The organism is Nonomuraea sp. NPDC049655 (assembly GCF_044465465.1).
In the GTDB taxonomy this organism is placed as follows: Bacteria; Actinomycetota; Actinomycetes; order Streptosporangiales; family Streptosporangiaceae; genus Nonomuraea.
This window is the reverse complement of the sequence record NZ_JBITLS010000017.1, coordinates 170,506-185,472: the sequence shown is the minus strand read 5'-3', so window position 1 is coordinate 185,472 and position 14,967 is coordinate 170,506. Positions and strand designations below refer to the sequence as shown.

General features: G+C 69.0%; 16 protein-coding genes. 1 reads left to right on the top strand and 15 read right to left on the bottom strand.

The window, feature by feature from the left end; genetic code table 11:
• Window positions 1-353: 353 nt before the first annotated feature.
• The 12 genes from dprA to rpsP all read right to left on the bottom strand — a co-directional run bounded on the left by dprA (window position 354) and on the right by rpsP (window position 9,926).
• Window positions 354-1,607: a DNA-processing protein DprA gene (gene dprA, locus ACIBQ6_RS43250; RefSeq protein WP_397218689.1), complete on the bottom strand. Its 1,254-nt coding sequence runs from the start codon at window positions 1,605-1,607 to the stop codon at window positions 354-356.
• A gap of 91 nt (window positions 1,608-1,698) precedes the next feature.
• Complete coding sequence (locus ACIBQ6_RS43245; RefSeq protein WP_397218688.1) at window positions 1,699-3,240, bottom strand: YifB family Mg chelatase-like AAA ATPase; 1,542 nt, start codon at window positions 3,238-3,240, stop codon at window positions 1,699-1,701.
• A complete protein-coding gene (locus ACIBQ6_RS43240) occupies window positions 3,241-3,594 on the bottom strand; it encodes a YraN family protein (protein ID WP_397218687.1) in 354 nt (117 codons plus the stop codon). It abuts the gene before it with no gap.
• Window positions 3,595-4,697: 1,103 nt separating this feature from the next.
• A complete protein-coding gene (locus ACIBQ6_RS43235) occupies window positions 4,698-5,021 on the bottom strand; it encodes a DUF2469 domain-containing protein (RefSeq protein WP_026215037.1) in 324 nt (107 codons plus the stop codon).
• Window positions 5,022-5,060: 39 nt separating this feature from the next.
• The gene (locus tag ACIBQ6_RS43230; protein ID WP_364324443.1) at window positions 5,061-5,729 is read right to left on the bottom strand and encodes a ribonuclease HII; all 669 of its coding nucleotides are present in this window, start codon (window positions 5,727-5,729) and stop codon (window positions 5,061-5,063) included.
• A 50-nt stretch (window positions 5,730-5,779) separates the two neighbouring features.
• On the bottom strand, window positions 5,780-6,376 hold the full coding sequence (lepB, locus tag ACIBQ6_RS43225; protein WP_352330985.1) for a signal peptidase I: 597 nt from the start codon (window positions 6,374-6,376) through the stop codon (window positions 5,780-5,782).
• Window positions 6,376-7,233, bottom strand: coding sequence for a signal peptidase I (lepB, locus tag ACIBQ6_RS43220; RefSeq protein WP_358283749.1), 858 nt, complete (start codon window positions 7,231-7,233; stop codon window positions 6,376-6,378). The genes lepB (ACIBQ6_RS43225) and lepB (ACIBQ6_RS43220) overlap by 1 nt, the downstream gene beginning before the upstream one ends.
• Window positions 7,234-7,375: 142 nt before the next feature.
• Window positions 7,376-7,738, bottom strand: coding sequence for a 50S ribosomal protein L19 (gene rplS / locus ACIBQ6_RS43215; RefSeq protein WP_357707128.1), 363 nt, complete (start codon window positions 7,736-7,738; stop codon window positions 7,376-7,378).
• A gap of 137 nt (window positions 7,739-7,875) precedes the next feature.
• On the bottom strand, window positions 7,876-8,655 hold the full coding sequence (gene trmD / locus ACIBQ6_RS43210; protein WP_397218686.1) for a tRNA (guanosine(37)-N1)-methyltransferase TrmD: 780 nt from the start codon (window positions 8,653-8,655) through the stop codon (window positions 7,876-7,878).
• Window positions 8,655-9,155, bottom strand: coding sequence for a ribosome maturation factor RimM (gene rimM / locus ACIBQ6_RS43205; RefSeq protein ID WP_358283744.1), 501 nt, complete (start codon window positions 9,153-9,155; stop codon window positions 8,655-8,657). The genes trmD and rimM overlap by 1 nt, the downstream gene beginning before the upstream one ends.
• 74 nt (window positions 9,156-9,229) lie before the next feature.
• Entirely contained in the window at window positions 9,230-9,475 is a 246-nt protein-coding gene (locus ACIBQ6_RS43200; protein ID WP_020546537.1) for an RNA-binding protein, read from the bottom strand.
• Between the two features lies 1 nt (window position 9,476).
• Window positions 9,477-9,926: a 30S ribosomal protein S16 gene (rpsP, locus tag ACIBQ6_RS43195; RefSeq protein WP_352329496.1), complete on the bottom strand. Its 450-nt coding sequence runs from the start codon at window positions 9,924-9,926 to the stop codon at window positions 9,477-9,479.
• Between the two features lie 254 nt (window positions 9,927-10,180).
• Between rpsP and ACIBQ6_RS43190 the strand changes: the two genes are divergently transcribed.
• Entirely contained in the window at window positions 10,181-11,563 is a 1,383-nt protein-coding gene (locus tag ACIBQ6_RS43190) for a hypothetical protein (protein WP_397218685.1), read from the top strand.
• Window positions 11,564-12,390: 827 nt separating this feature from the next.
• On the opposite strand, the gene ffh is transcribed toward ACIBQ6_RS43190, so the two are convergent.
• From ffh to ACIBQ6_RS43175, 3 genes are read right to left on the bottom strand one after another with little or no spacing between them, the layout of a single operon-like run.
• The gene (gene ffh / locus ACIBQ6_RS43185) at window positions 12,391-13,944 is read right to left on the bottom strand and encodes a signal recognition particle protein (protein WP_358283740.1); all 1,554 of its coding nucleotides are present in this window, start codon (window positions 13,942-13,944) and stop codon (window positions 12,391-12,393) included.
• Window positions 13,945-14,001: 57 nt separating this feature from the next.
• Window positions 14,002-14,562 carry an ATP/GTP-binding protein gene (locus tag ACIBQ6_RS43180; RefSeq protein WP_352350493.1) on the bottom strand — a complete coding sequence of 187 codons (561 nt, stop codon included), beginning with the start codon at window positions 14,560-14,562 and terminating at the stop codon, window positions 14,002-14,004.
• Between the two features lie 7 nt (window positions 14,563-14,569).
• Window positions 14,570-14,962, bottom strand: coding sequence for a DUF742 domain-containing protein (locus ACIBQ6_RS43175; RefSeq protein ID WP_352350303.1), 393 nt, complete (start codon window positions 14,960-14,962; stop codon window positions 14,570-14,572).
• Window positions 14,963-14,967: the final 5 nt, after the last annotated feature.

Sequence of the window (14,967 nt, the reverse complement as noted above, 5' to 3'; positions counted from 1 at the left end):
GGCTGTCGTTCAGGTCGTTGTTCAAGGCTTCACCTATTGTCCGCACGAAACATTCGCCCCTTGTGTCACTGCTGTGCCGCCTGATGCCTCGGGCTCGCCATGGGAGCGGTGTGCAGCTCAACCGCCCGAGCGTCCGTCCGAGCGGCCGAGCACGGCACGGCACGGCGCGGCACGGCGCGGCACGGCGCGGACGTCGGCTGCGGCTTGGTTGCGCATCACATTGCCCACATGTCAGTCATTTTCGATCGCCTACATGCCCTCTTCCTTCACCATCTCACCCGATGCACTCGCCCCTTGGTTCATGGTGGCTGTCACATCGGCGGTGCTGCATGCCCCTACGTCACAAAGGTTGGTCAGGTAAGGGGTGCGAGTTCGTCGGGGTGGGGCGGGGGTGGGGTGTCGTCTTCTGCAGGTGGCGGAGGGTCTGTGGCTGGGGCTTCGTTGGCCGGGGGTGGGGTCAGGGCCATGGTTTCGGGGGCTTTCGGGTAGCTGGATGTGGTTTTGCGGAGGCGCCAGCCGCCGCCCGCTCGTTCTATGTATCCGGCTGCGGCCAAACCGCCCAGGGCGCTCAGTGTGATGTCCATGCTGACGCCTGCTGAGACCGCTATCGAGGCCGGACCGGCGCCGCCGCGGGTGGGGATGGCGTCCAGGACTCTCTTGGTGGATTCGCTGAGACCGTCGCGGGGGACGATGGGCGTTCGGGTCTGCGGGGCCAGGTCGTCGCCCATGACGCCGACTAGTTCGATCATTTCCTCCGGAGTGGTGACACAGACCGCCTTGCGTTCGCGCAGGAGTTTGTGGCAGCCGGCCGACAACGCGGACGTGGTGGGCCCGGGCACCGCCCCCAGGTGACGGTTGAGAGTGAGCGCGTGGCCGGCGGTGTTCAGGGCACCGCTGCGGAGGGCTGCCTCCACGACGGCCGTGCCTCTGGTCAGGGCGGCGATGAGGCGGTTCCTGATCAGGAACCGGGCGCGGGTGGGATGGACGCCGGGCGGGCATTCGCTCATCACGACGCCCTGCTCGCGGACCTTGGCGAAGAGCTCCTGATGGCCGCTCGGGTAGCAGATGTCCACTCCGCAGGCGAGAACGACCACCGTGGGTGAGCCGGCCAGCAGGGCGCCCTTGTGGGCCGCGCCGTCCACCCCGTAGGCGCCGCCGGAGACGACGGACCAGCCCGCTTCGCTGAGGCCGATGCCGAAGTCGGCCGCGATGTGCAGACCGTACTGGGTGGCGGCTCGGGCTCCTACGACGGCCACGGACTGCAGGCAGGCGAAGCGGAGATCGGCCGTGCCGTGCAACCAGAGGCCCAGGGGGCGGCTCGGGCCGAGATGGTCCAGTTGCGTGGGCCATTCGGGGTCGCCTGGGACGATCAGCCTGGCTCCGTGCTTCTCGCCGGCCTCCAGATCGGCGGCGGGCTTCGACGCAGCCAGGCGGAGGAACCAGGCGTTCAGCCGCCCCGACAGGTCACACGGACGTTCCTGCCGGGACTCCTGGGCGGTGAAGGCCGGTGGAAGTGCGCGCTCGCGGATCGCCTCCACCGCGCCGGAGGCACCGAGGTGGGCCACCAGGCGGCCCATGGCCGTGTCGCCCACGTCGGCGGCTCGCATGAGGGCCGCACGTGCCTCATGCTCTGGACTAATCACGGGGACCTCCTGGTGATCTTCATGGGCGGGTTCGTGTGCAGGCGGACGGCCGGGGTCACGGTTGTACTCCGAGCCAGAAGCCGAGAGCTGCGGTGGTCTCGTCTTCTTCTGGGCGGTCTTTGTCGGCGAGGTCGGCGAGGGTCCAGGCGACGCGCAGCGTGCGGTCGAGGCCGCGGGCGGTGAGGGAGCCCGAGTCGAGGCAGGAGGTCATGGGCTTCATCGCCGCATCGGACGGACGCAAGTCGGAGTGGAGGACGGATGAGGGTATCTCGGCGTTCGTCCGCCAGGGGGTGTGGGCCAGGCGTTTGACGGCGCGCTCGCGGGCCAGCAGGACGCGTTCGGCCACTGTTTCGCTGGATTCGACGAAGTGGCGGTCGGCCAGGAGCTCGCGTCTGGACGAACGGGCGACCGTGACCTTCATGTCGATGCGGTCGAGGAGGGGCCCGGACAGCCGGCCCAGATATCGACGTCTTGTGGTGGGCGAGCAGCGGCAGGTCGCGCCGGCCTGGTCGTCGGCCTGGGCGCAGGGGCACGGGTTGGCGGCAAGCACCAGCATGAACCGGGCGGGGAACGTCACCGACGCCGCGGATCTGGACACCGTGACACGCCCCGACTCCAGCGGTTGCCGCAACGAGTCGAGGACGTGACGAGGGAACTCGGGGGCCTCGTCCATGAACAGCAGGCCCCTGTGCGCGAGGGAGACCGCTCCCGGACGGACGACCGTGCTGCCACCACCGATGATGGCGGCCGCCGTCGCCGTGTGGTGGGGGCTGACGAACGGCGGACGGTTGATCATGGGACTGTCGGGCGGCAGCAGCCCCGCGACGGAGTGGATGGCCGTGACCTCCAGGGCATGGTCGAGCTCCAGGTCCGGCAGGAGGGTGGGAAGGCGTTCGGCCAGCAGGGTCTTGCCGGTGCCGGGCGGGCCCACCATCCACAGGTTGTGGCCGCCTGCGGCGCACACCTCCAACGCTCGGCGGGCCACGGGCTGGCCGACGACGTCCGCCAGGTCGACGGCGGGCTGGGCCACGGGCTTGGGCGTGTCGACGCGGCCAGCGATCTCGGGTTCGGGTGGCTTGTCGCCTTTGCGTAGCCACTCGACCAGCTGGCGCAGGTGAGCCACCGGGACCACGTTCACGTCGGGGACCAGGCCCGCTTCCCCCGAATTCTCCGACGGGACGATGATCGTGGCGTCTTCGTGCGCCGCAGCGGCGCCGAGGATGGACGGGAGCACTCCGCGCACGGGCCTGATGCGGCCGTCGAGGCCGAGCTCGCCCAGGAAGAAGGGCTCGGCGATGCGCTCCGCCGGGACGACTCCTGCGGCTCCCAGGATGGCCATGGCGATGGCGAGGTCGAACTGGGATCCGCGCTTGGGGAGGCTGGCGGGGAAGAGGCTGACGGTGATGCGGGCGTCCGGCCATGGGTAACTGCTGTTGACCACGGCGGATCGCACCCGGTCGCGGGCCTCGCTGAGCGCCGTGTCGGGCAGACCGATGAGGTGGATGCCGGCCAGGCCGTTGCCCACGTCGGCCTCGACCTCGACGCTGCGGCCACTCACACCGACCAGCGCGACGCTGCGGGTGCGGGCAACGGCCATCTAGATCGCCCCCCGTATGTGGCGCAGGGCGAAGTTGCCCGCGAAGCGCTCAAGGGCGATCACGTCTATGCGTACGGCTTCGAAGGACCGGGACTGCGCCGACAGCCATTTGGCGGCCAGCATGCGGAGCCGCGCCAGTTTGGTCTGGTTCACGGATTCCAGGGCTGTGCCGTGGGATCTGCTCGATCTGGTCTTCACCTCGACGACCACCAGGACCTGACCGTCCAGGGCGATGATGTCGATCTCGCCGCGACGGCAGCGCCAGTTGCGTTCGAGGATCGTCATTCCCTTGGCTTCGAGGTAGATCGCGGCCAGGTGCTCGCCTTCTTTGCCGAGCTCGTCTTTCGGGGCCATGGGGGCGTCCCTTCGTCCGTCGTCGGTGCTGTGTTCGGTCACCGACCTTGACGGATGGCGGGGAGATCAGACGGAGGCGAACGGGATTCTGGGGATAGCGGGGAGAGCTGGGCGGCGGCTTGTGGATAACTCCACGCAACCGAGGCTCGTTGCCGGGCCATCGAGGGGTGTCATCTGTGCATCCATGCCGGGATGACGGAACGGTTCGGAACGTTGTGTGATCAGGTGCGGTGTGACTGTCCTGCCCGAGGCGGCTCGCCCGTGGCACGACAGTCGGCCACTGCACAGCGCAGGGGCGGCGGAGGCGCACCATGAGCCCTGCGGCCCTCCGCGGGCCCCTGAAGCGATGCGGACGGCTGGCGGCGACGGTGTAGGTAGGACGCGGTACCCATCCCACGAGGCAGCACATGCCGGGCAGTACGTAGGAGGAGGCGGGTAAGCACTGGCAGAGGGCGGCAGCGTGTAGCGGGAGGCGGGCAGACGCCTGCATCGTGGGCCAGATGGCTCTCATCTTGAGCCGGCTGCCAACGCTCATCGCAGGCCAGGCGTCGCTACCCTGAGCTGGCTAGTGCTTCCGCCTGCCCGGCGACCCTCACCTTGCGCTCGGCGACGACCATCGCAAGCCGGACGACGCCCCAGCACGCGCTGATGGCGCCCAGCGTGTGCAGCAGCGCTCAGCGTGTGCAGCAGCGCTCAGCGTGTGCCCGCAGCGCTCAGCGTGTCCCGGCAGGGAGCCAACGTGCCCCGAAAGGGCCCAACGTGTGCCGACACTGCCCAGCAAGCACCCGGCGGGCGCCACAGCGCAGAGCAGGTCACCAGCGTGCAGGATGCGGGACTCAGCATGCTTGCAGGCATGCGTCGTGCAAGGCATCGGGCCGATGAGGTCAGCGTTGGTCAACCAGCAACAAGACTTCCTGGGACCAATAGCCGCCCAGAGCGATGAGTCCCCCGATGCGGCGTGACACCAGCAGCGTCACGCACAACACCAGAACCCCGGACCTCCCGGAGCGAGCACAACGTCAACCGAGCCGACACGCCGCCGGACGCACCAGCAACACCCGGCGCCCGCCCCACCCGCCCCCGCCTCGACGGCGCCCTTCGACCTACCCCGAGAACCCTTCCTTGGGCATCTCCAGGTCGGCCTTGGCCAGCTCTTCCACGTTCACATCCTTGAACGTGACCACCCGCACGTTCTTGACGAACCGCGCCGGCCGGTACATGTCCCACACCCAGGCGTCCTGCATCTTCACATCGAAGAAGACGTCGCCGTTCTCCGCCGTACGGACGTCGAGGTCGACCGAGTTGGTCAGGTAGAACCGACGCTCAGTCTCCACGACGTATGTGAACAAACCGACGACATCACGGTATTCGCGGTAAAGCTGCAGCTCCATCTCGGTTTCGTATTTTTCGAGATCCTCTGCGCTCATCGCGGTCCTCCTGTCGTACCGGTCCCCCGGTTCGCCTGCTCAGGCAACCCCGGCCCCCATCTCATTTTCACCCATCCCCCTGGCCACCGTGACGAAGGAGTAACGGTGTTCGGGGCACGGGCCATGTCTCTCCAGTGCCAAACGGTGTCCTGGCGTGACATACCCCTTGTGCTCGGCAAAACCGTACTGAGGGAACCTTCGATCCAGCTCGACCATGAGGCGGTCCCTCGTCACCTTGGCCACGATCGACGCGGCCGCCACGCAGGCGGCCACCTGATCCCCCTTCCACACCGCCAGGGACGGCGCGGGCATTCCGGGCACCGGGAAGCCGTCCGTGAGGATGTACTCCGGATCACATGGCAACTGCGCCACAGCCCGCCGCATTCCGGAGATGTTGCTCCTGTGCAGCCCCCGGGCGTCGATCTCGGCGGCCGGGATCACCACGACGCCCACGTGGGCGGTGGCGACGACGCGGTCGTACAGGCGCTCGCGCACCGGCGGGGACAGCACCTTGGAGTCACCGAGACCGTCGATCTCCCTGCGCAGGACGACGGCCGCGACGACCAGCGGCCCGGCGCAGGCGCCGCGGCCCGCCTCGTCGACGCCCGCGATCGGGGTCAGCCCACGGCGGGCCAGCGCCCGCTCGTAGGCGTAGAGTCCGGAATCGCGCCGGACGACGCTCGGTCGAGGGCGGAACGCAACTGTCATGACACTCGAAGCGTACGCCCCATTCGCCGCAAACCGCGACCGAAAGCCCCTTACTTGACCTTGTCGAAAGTCTCGGGCGTGGAGAACAGGTAGCCGCGCGACAGCGGCCAGTAGCGGACGACCGCCTTGCCGATCACGTCGTCGACGGAGATGAAGCCGCCGCCGGGCTCGTCCATGTGGGCCCGCGAGTCCGCCGAGGCGGTGCGGTGGTCGCCCATCAGCCACAGCTTGCCGGCCGGGACGGTGACGCTGAACTTGTCGCCGCCGCCGAAGTCGCCGGGGTAGAGGTAGGACTCCTCGTCGAGCGGCGTGCCGTTGACGCTGATGCGGTGCTTGGAGTCGCAGCACACCACCTTGTCGCCGCCGACGCCGATGACCCGCTTGATGGTGTCCTCGCCGGTGCGCCAGCCCTTGAAGACCACGATGTCGCCGCGCTCGGGATCGCCCGCCAGCTTGTTGACGAAGACCCGGTCGTTGATGAGCAGGGTGTTCTCCATCGACTCCGACGGGATGTAGAACGACCCGATCACGAACGCCTGGAGCAACAACGCGATGCCCACGCCGAGCACCAGCAGCAGGACGGTCTCCCGGAAGCCGCCCTTTTTCTTCTCTTTGGCCACGCCCTCCGCCTTCTTGGTGACGGCCATCAGCGCTTCCTCCCCAACCGGCGCCGACGAACCAGGACCAAGGGTACGGCCAGCCCGAACCCGGCCACCAGCGGTACGGCCCCTCCGAGTGCCTGGAGCGCGGGCTGCGCGAAGGTGTCGGGTATGGACAACACGCCCGCCCGGTTGAACGGCCAGACGATCACGAAGGCCCGGCCGATGACCTGACCTTCGGGGATCGAGCCGCCGCCCTGGTCGCCGGTGTGCGAGCGAGAGTCGAGCGAGACGGAACGGTGGTCGCCCATCACCCACAGCCGCCCGGGCGGCACGGTGATGTCGAAGAACCGGTCGGACGGCACATTGCCCGGATAGAGGTAGCTCTCCTCGTCGATGGCCGTGCCGTTGACCGTGATGCGCCCCTTGGAGTCGCAGCACTTGACGTGGTCGCCGCCCACGCCGATGACCCGCTTGATGTAGTCCTTCTCGCCGGGGACGACGCCGAAGGCCGTGCCGACCCAGCGGAAGAAGCCCGCGATCGGGTTGGACGGCTCCTCGACCTCGAACTCGCCGTCCCAGGAGTCGACGCCGGAGAAGACGACCACGTCGCCGCGCTCGATGTCACGGGTGTGGTAGACGAGCTTGTTGACCAGGACCCTGTCGTTCTTGAGCAGGGTGTTCTCCATGGACTCCGACGGAATGTAGAAGGCCTGGATCACGAACGTCTTGATGATCAGGGCCAGCACGAGGGCCACAACGACAAGTACGGGGAGTTCTTTCCAGAACGACCCCTTCTTCTCCTTGTCGCCCTTTGCCGGCTTCTGAGTCTCTTCGGCGACCACGTCCACCTCGTCCTCGACAGGGCGGCGCGAAGCGCCGTACTCCTGGTCTTCGCTTGTCATCGCTGACGAGCCTAGATGATGGAACGGCTCGACAAGCCTCGACCGACGTTACACCCACGCACGAGTCGCTCCACATAAAGGAAATGGCCCCGCAAAGCCGAAAGGCCCGTGCGGTGCACGGGCCTTTCGGAAAAGATTGGGGTTACTTCGCGGGCGTGGCCTCACGCTTCTCGCGGATACGGGCGGCCTTGCCGCGCAGGTCGCGCATGTAGTAGAGCTTGGCGCGACGCACGTCACCGCGGGTCACGAGCACGATCTTCTCGATGACCGGGCTGTGCACCGGGAAGGTGCGCTCGACGCCGACGCCGTAGCTGACCTTGCGGACCGTGAAGGTCTCGCGGGCGCCGCTGCCCTGCCGGCGCAGCACGAAACCCTTGAAGACCTGGATACGGGAGCGGTTGCCTTCGACGACTCGTACGTGGACCTCGAGCGTGTCACCGGGGCGGAACGCCGGGACGTCGCTCCGAAGGGTCGCCTTCTCGAGCTCCTGGATCTTCGTGTGCATGAGAGCTGTCCTCAAGTCCTCGCGAGCACGCGGAGGTCCACCCGGCCGGAGCTCGCGGCGGACACGCTTGCTGATTTGGTGAACCCGGGACCGTTACCCGGGCATGACGGACCAACCGTGTGATGGTCGGCAGCGATTCAGTTTGCCACATCTTCCGGCCGGACGCGAAACGAGAGCTCGTCGAGCAGCTTTTTGTCGTGCTTGTCGAGCGTCTCGGGATCGAGCGCCGCAGCCAGTTCCGGCCGGTTACGCACCGTACGCCGGAGCGCCTCGTCCCGTCGCCATCGGGCGACTTTTCCGTGATGTCCGGACAGCAGCACCGAGGGAACCTCGTGCCCGCGCCAGACCGGCGGCTTGGTGTAGACCGGGCCTTCCACCAGGTTCTGCATCGAACCGGGCGCGAAGGAGTCGTCCACGGCCGACTGGGCGTTGCCCAGCACGCCGGGCAGCAGCCTGCCGACGGCCTCGACCATCACCAGCACCGCGACCTCGCCGCCGGCCAGCACGTAGTCGCCGATGCTGACCTCGTCGACCCGCAGCCGGGCGCCGTACTCGGCCATGACGCGCGAGTCGATGCCCTCGTAGCGCCCGCAGGCGAACAGCAGCCACGACTCGGCGGCCAGTTCCTGGGCCATCTCCTGGGTGAACGGCCGCCCGCTCGGCGTCGGCACGATGACCCGCGGCGCGCCGTCGCCGATCACCGAGTCGATGGCCTCGCCCCAGACCTCGGGCTTCATCACCATGCCGGGACCGCCGCCGTACGGCGTGTCGTCGACCGTCCTGTGCACGTCGTGCGCCCAGTCGCGGAGCTGGTGGACGCGTACGTCGAGGGTGCCGCGCTCGCGCGCCTTGCCGATCAGCGAGACGTCGAGCGGGGCGAAGTACTCGGGGAAGATGGAGATGATGTCGAGGCGCATCACAGCAGGCCCTCTGGCGGGTCGACGACCAGGCGCCCGCCCGTCAGATCGACCTCGGGCACCAGGGCCTTCACGAACGGGATGAGCGCGTCGTCCTGCCCGCGCCGGCGTACGACCAGCAGGTCCTGGCCGTGGTGCAGCACGTCGGTGACCTCGCCGACGGGCTCGCCGGACACGGTCTCCACCGCCAGCCCGACGAGCTGGTGGTCGTGGAACTCGTCCGGGTCGTCCGACGACTCCACGTCGGCGGAGTCGATGACCAGCATGGTGCCCCGGAGCTCCTCGGCGGCGTCGCGACCGTGAACCCCCTCGAACGCGATCAGCAGCACGCCCTTGTGCCAGCGGCGGCTCTCGACCACGAGCGGCCCCGCGCTCGCCGGGTCGGTCGCGACTGCCACGCCCTCGGCGAAGCGCAGCTCGGGATCGTCGGTGCGCACCTCCACGGTGACCTCGCCGCGTACACCGTGCGGACGGCCTATCCGGCCGACGACCAGCTGCACGTAAATCCACCTTCTCCTAACGCAAGCGCCCCCATCAGCCCTTTCGGGACCGATGAGGGCGCGAATTCCTGACGCTAACGGACTGCTTCGTCCAGGTCGAGCAGATCGACCCGTACGTACTTCCCGTCGGCCAGGGCGTTCACAACGGTGCGCAGCGCCTTGGCGGTGCGCCCGCCGCGTCCGATGACCTTGCCCAGGTCCTCGGGGTGCACCCGGACCTCCAGGACGCGCCCGCTGCGAATGCGGCGAGCACGGACCCGGACATCGTCGGGATGTTCGACGATGCCCTTAACGAGGTGCTCGAGAGCCTCCTCGAGCACGTCAGCCCTCGCCCTCGGTCGGGGTCTCGGCGGCGGGGGCGGCCTCAGCCTCTTCCTTCTTCTTGGCACGCTTGGGCGCCGTGGTGGCGGCCGTGCCGGTGTCGCCACCGGACAGCGCCTCCTTGGCCGCGGCCTCGTAGAGGGCGTGACGGTCGGGCGCGGGCTCGGCGACCAGCAGCGGCGCCGGGGCGGCCTCGCCCTTGAACTTCTGCCAGTCACCGGTGAGCTTGAGCAGCTTGAGCACCGGCTCGGTCGGCTGCGCGCCGACACCCAGCCAGTAGGCCGCACGCTCGGCGTTGACCTCGATGCGCGAAGGGTTTTCCTTCGGGTGGTACAGGCCGATCTCCTCGATCGCCCGGCCGTCACGCTTGGTGCGGCTGTCGGCGACGACGATTCGGTACTGAGCGTTGCGGATCATGCCGAGCCGCTTGAGCTTGATCTTGACTGCCACTGGTGTGGTCTCTCCTGCATTCGAGCGTGGGTGAACGGCACCTCATCGAGTGGGGCACGATGAGAGGACGTTCCAGGGACAGGCGTGGCCGGCAGGAGATGAGAGGGCACCCACCTGGTCACGATGTTCCAACATGTCATTCTGCCAGACCGCGGACAGTGCCTTCGACCTGTCCCGGCAGGCCGCGGCAAAGGCTCGGCAAGGGCCGCGTGTCACCTCGCCCGACTTGATCAACTTCCCTGCGGAATGGGTGGGTGACGACCACGACCAATCCGCTGTTCACGCGCGCGCGGCTGCTCACCGCCGGCGCGTCCGTCCTGCTCACCGGCGCCTTGTTCGGGCTTACGGCCACCGCAGCGGCGGGCGAGTTCGCCAACGCCAACGGTATCGGCCTGACCATCACCGAGATCCCGGAACTGGGCCAGCCGGGCTTCTCCGGCACCTGGGGCACGGCGTCCGTCGGGCCCGACCCCGGCACCGACACCGGCGACTGGAGCGACCCCGACGGGGTCACCGACTTCGTCAGCCTGGCCAACGAGCAGATCCAGGCCGACGGCCTCGACACGCCGGACGTCTGGGAGGCCAGCGCCCAACTGGTCGTCAACACCCTTCAACTCAACCCGGACGCGTCCGAGCCGCTGCTGGTCACGGGCAACGTGGAGACGCACGCGCGGTGCACGCCGCCGGCTCCGGCGATGGCGTCCGTGCAGGCGGCGCCGGGGACCATCACGGTGCTCGGCGTGCCCGTGGACCAGGGGACCACGGAGGTGCCCGCGACGGGCGCGCAGCTCGGGTACCCCGGCGTGTACGACGGGATCCTGACGGTGGTCAGGACCGACAACGCCACGACGAACGACGCGACCTCCGCCGAGGCGGACATGACGATCTCGATCTCGGCCAGCCTGCGTGACGCCGAGGGGAACGTCGTCTACGAAGGGCCGCTCACGGAGGTCACCATCGGCCGGGTGGAGGTCAACTGCGTCCCCAACCAGCCCACCCCGACGCCCACGATCACCCCCACGGTGACCCCGACACCCACGCCCACCGTCACTCCCACGCCCACCGTGACACCCACCCCCACGGTCACCCCCACCGTGACGCCCACACCCACCGTGACGCCCACACCCACCGTGACACCGACGCCTCCGGTCACGCCGACGCCGAACCCGACGCCCACCGTGACACCGACCCCCACCGTGACGCCCACACCGACCGTGACGCCCACACCCACGGTGACGCCCACACCCACCGTGACACCCACACCCACGGTCACGCCGACGCCCATCGTGACGCCGACGCCGAACCCGACGCCCACTGTGACGCCGACGCCCACGCCGAGCCCAACGCCCACGCATGACTGCACTCACAAGCCGCACAAGACTCACAAGCCGTACGAGAAGAGCCACTGGCCCCCTTGCGAGTGGCCGTACAGCCCGCATGAGCCGCACCACCACGGCGGCCCCGGCGGTCATCAATGGCCCGGCGACCACGGCGGCGACTTCGGCCCAGCGCACGAAGACGCCTGGGTGACCCAGAGGTCCCCGCTCACCGGCCTGCCGATGTGGATGCCCATAACGGCCGCCTCAGGATGGCTCCTCATGGACCCCGCTCTGCAGTGGATGCTCCTCTGCCGTTAGAGCAGGCCGAACGACCTCACGTCCGCGCGCCCGGTGACCGACCACGGTCCCGGGCGCGCACCCGTTCGGGCGAGCGCGAACACACCGCCGAACAGCGGCACAGCCCCGACGCACAAACCACCGTCATGAAGGCGGCGCGGGTAGGGGTAGTACGAGAAGGACCGGCGCGAAAAGGGCGCCGGGGCGAGAAAGACCGGCGCCAAAACCCGCCAGCACAGGACCGACGGCGCAAGGGCCGCCAGCACAGGGCCGCCACCGCAGTGGACGCCAGCACAGGGACCGCCACCGCAAGGGACGCCAGCACAGGGACCGCCAGCACAGAGGCCGCCACCGCAAGGGGCGCGGACGTAAGGGGCGCCATCGCAAGGGGCCGCCGACGTAAGGGGCCGCCACCGCAAGGGGCCGCCGCCGCAAGGGACGCAGGTGTAAGGGCGCGCCTGGATGCCCAGAGCTTCCGGTGCGGGGCGAGGCCCGCCATGGCACGCGTAAGAGACACGGCTCCGAGTCGGGCGCCAGACAGGCGCGGCGAACAGACAGACGCGCCGGTCGGCCAGCCCAGGGTCGTGGTCAGGGACAGGCGCGCGCCCGGCAAGGATGCGCGCGACAGATGGCCACGCAATAGACAGCTACACGCCAGACAACACGTGAAAGGGACCTGCCCGACAAGCAGGCGCGGGAGGCGGACGCGGCAGGCCCAAGCAGACGCGCAGGCTGCCGGGCAAACCCGCAGGACCGGTAAAGGTGCAGGCCCGGCAAAAGTGCAGGTCGGACAGACGTGCAGGCCGGGCAGGGGCGGGCGGAACGGGGGCCCGCCCCGGTCGGCGCGGCTACTGCCCGGGCAGCTTCAGCTTCGACGGGTCGAAGCCCGGCGGCAGTTCGAGCCCCGGCGGCAGCTTGCCGCCCAGGTTCCCCAGCACTCCCCCGGCCTTGGGCGCGCCGCCCTCGCCGTCGGGCGACGGGGACGCCGACTTCTCCAGGCCCGCCTTGCGCGGGTCGCCGCTGACGCGCCGCCCCTTCTTGGCCTTCTTCTGAGCCTTGGACGCCTTCCCGCGCCCCCCGGGCATGCCCGGCAGCCCCATGCCCCCGGCCACCCGCTTCATCATCTTCTGCGCCTCGAAGAAGCGCGTGACGAGGTTGCTCACGGCGCTGACCGTGACGCCGGAGCCGGCGGCGATGCGGGCGCGGCGGGAACCGTTGATGATCTTCGGGTCCTGCCGCTCGCCGGGCGTCATCGAGCGGATGATGGCGGCGATGCGGTCGAGGTCGCGGTCGTCGATGGAGTTGAGCTGGTCGCGCATCTGCCCCATGCCGGGCATCATGCCGAGCAGGTTCTTGATGGGGCCCATCTTCTGGACCATCATCATCTGCTCGAGGAAGTCGTCGAGCGTGAAGTTCTCGCCCGAGGTGAGCTTGCCCGCCATCTTGGCGGCCTGCTCCTCGTCGAACGTCTTCTGCGCCTGCTCGATCAGGGTGAGGATGTCACCCATGTCGAGGATGCGGGAGGCCATCCGGTCGGGGTGGAAGGCGTCGAAGTCTTCCAGCTTCTCGCCGGTGGAGGCGAACATGATCGGGCGGCCGGTGATGTGCCGCACCGACAGCGCGGCGCCGCCGCGGGCGTCGCCGTCGAGCTTGGTCAGCACGACGCCGTCGAAGCCGACGCCGTCCATGAACGCCTGGGCCGTGGTGACGGCGTCCTGGCCGATCATGGCGTCGACCACGAACAGGACCTCGTCGGGGCGGACCGCGTCGCGGATGTCGGCGGCCTGCTTCATCATCTCCTGGTCGATGCCCAGGCGACCGGCAGTGTCGATGATGACGATGTCGTGGTTGAGCCGCCGCGCCTCGTCGATCGAGCGGCGGGCGACGTCGACCGGGTCGCCGACGCCGCTGCCCGGCTCGGGCGCGAAGACGGCGACCTGGGCGCGCTCGCCCACGACCTGGAGCTGCTGCACGGCGTTGGGCCGCTGGAGGTCGGCGGCGACCAGCAGGGGCGCGTGGCCCTGATCGCGCAGCCACCGGGCCAGCTTGCCGGCCAGGGTGGTCTTGCCGGCGCCCTGGAGACCCGCGAGCATGACGACGGTCGGCGCGGTCTTGGCGAAGCGGAGCCTGCGGGTCTCGCCGCCGAGGATCTCGATCAGCTCGTCATTGACGATCTTGACGACCTGCTGCGCCGGGTTGAGCGCCTGGGAGACCTCGGCGCCGCGGGCGCGCTCCTTGACCTGGGCGACGAACGCCTTGACCACCGGGAGCGCGACATCGGCCTCGAGCAGGGCGATGCGGATCTCGCGGGTGGTGGCGTCGATGTCGGCGTCGGACAGCCGACCCTTGGATCGGAGGGAGGAGAAGACCGATGTCAGCCGGTCGGAAAGCGTCTCGAACACGTGGTTGGCCAGTCCTCGAAGCGAATGTACGTCTAAGACTTCAGCCTATCCGCTCTCCTAGCCGCTCCAGCCTGGCACGGCCATCCGGACGGTCAACGCGTGCTCGACGAGGTTGATCAGAGCGCTTTTGACCGAGTCCTTCTGGCGGGCGTCGAGACGCACCAGCGGGATGTGGGGCGCCAGCGTGAGGGCGTCGCGGACCTCGGCGTCGCTGTGGGCGTACGTGCCGTCCCAGCCGTTGATCCCCACGATGAAGGGGAGTTGCGCCTCCTCGAAATAGTCGATCGCGGGGAAGCTGTCGGCCAGGCGGCGGGTGTCGACCAGGACGACGGCGCCGATGGCGCCGCGCACGAGGTCGTCCCACATGAACCAGAACCGGTGCTGTCCGGGCGTGCCGAACAGGTACAGGATCAGGTCGCGGTCGAGCGAGACGCGGCCGAAGTCCATCGCGACGGTCGTGGTCGACTTCAGCGGCGTCATGCCCAGGTCGTCGATGCCCGCGGAGGCGTCCGTCATGACGGCCTCCGTCGTGAGCGGCATGATCTCCGAGACCGCGCCGACGAACGTCGTCTTGCCCACGCCGAAGCCGCCGGCCACCACGATCTTCGTCGAGGTCAGACCGGGGCTAGAGCCTGCGAAGTCCACTGAGCACCCTTTCCAGCAGGTTGACGTCCGGCCTACCTGCATCCAGCTGCGGCTGATGCACCCGTACCAGGCCCTCGGCCGCCATGTCGGCGATCAGAACACGCACCACACCGAGCGGGATCCGCAGCAGCGCCGACACCTCGGCGACCGACCGGACCTGACGGCAGAGCTGGCTGATCGCCTTGTACTCGGGGGTGATGTGGGAGAACTCCCGGTGTTCGGCCGTAGCCGACGAGACCAGGGCCTCCATGGCCAGCTTGACCTTGGGCGCGGTACGCCCGCCCGTCACCGCGTACGGGCGCACCGGCGAGGCCGGGTCCGAGCTGACCGGCGGCTGGGGCTCCCAACCACCGCTGTTCCAGGAATCCGTCACCTACA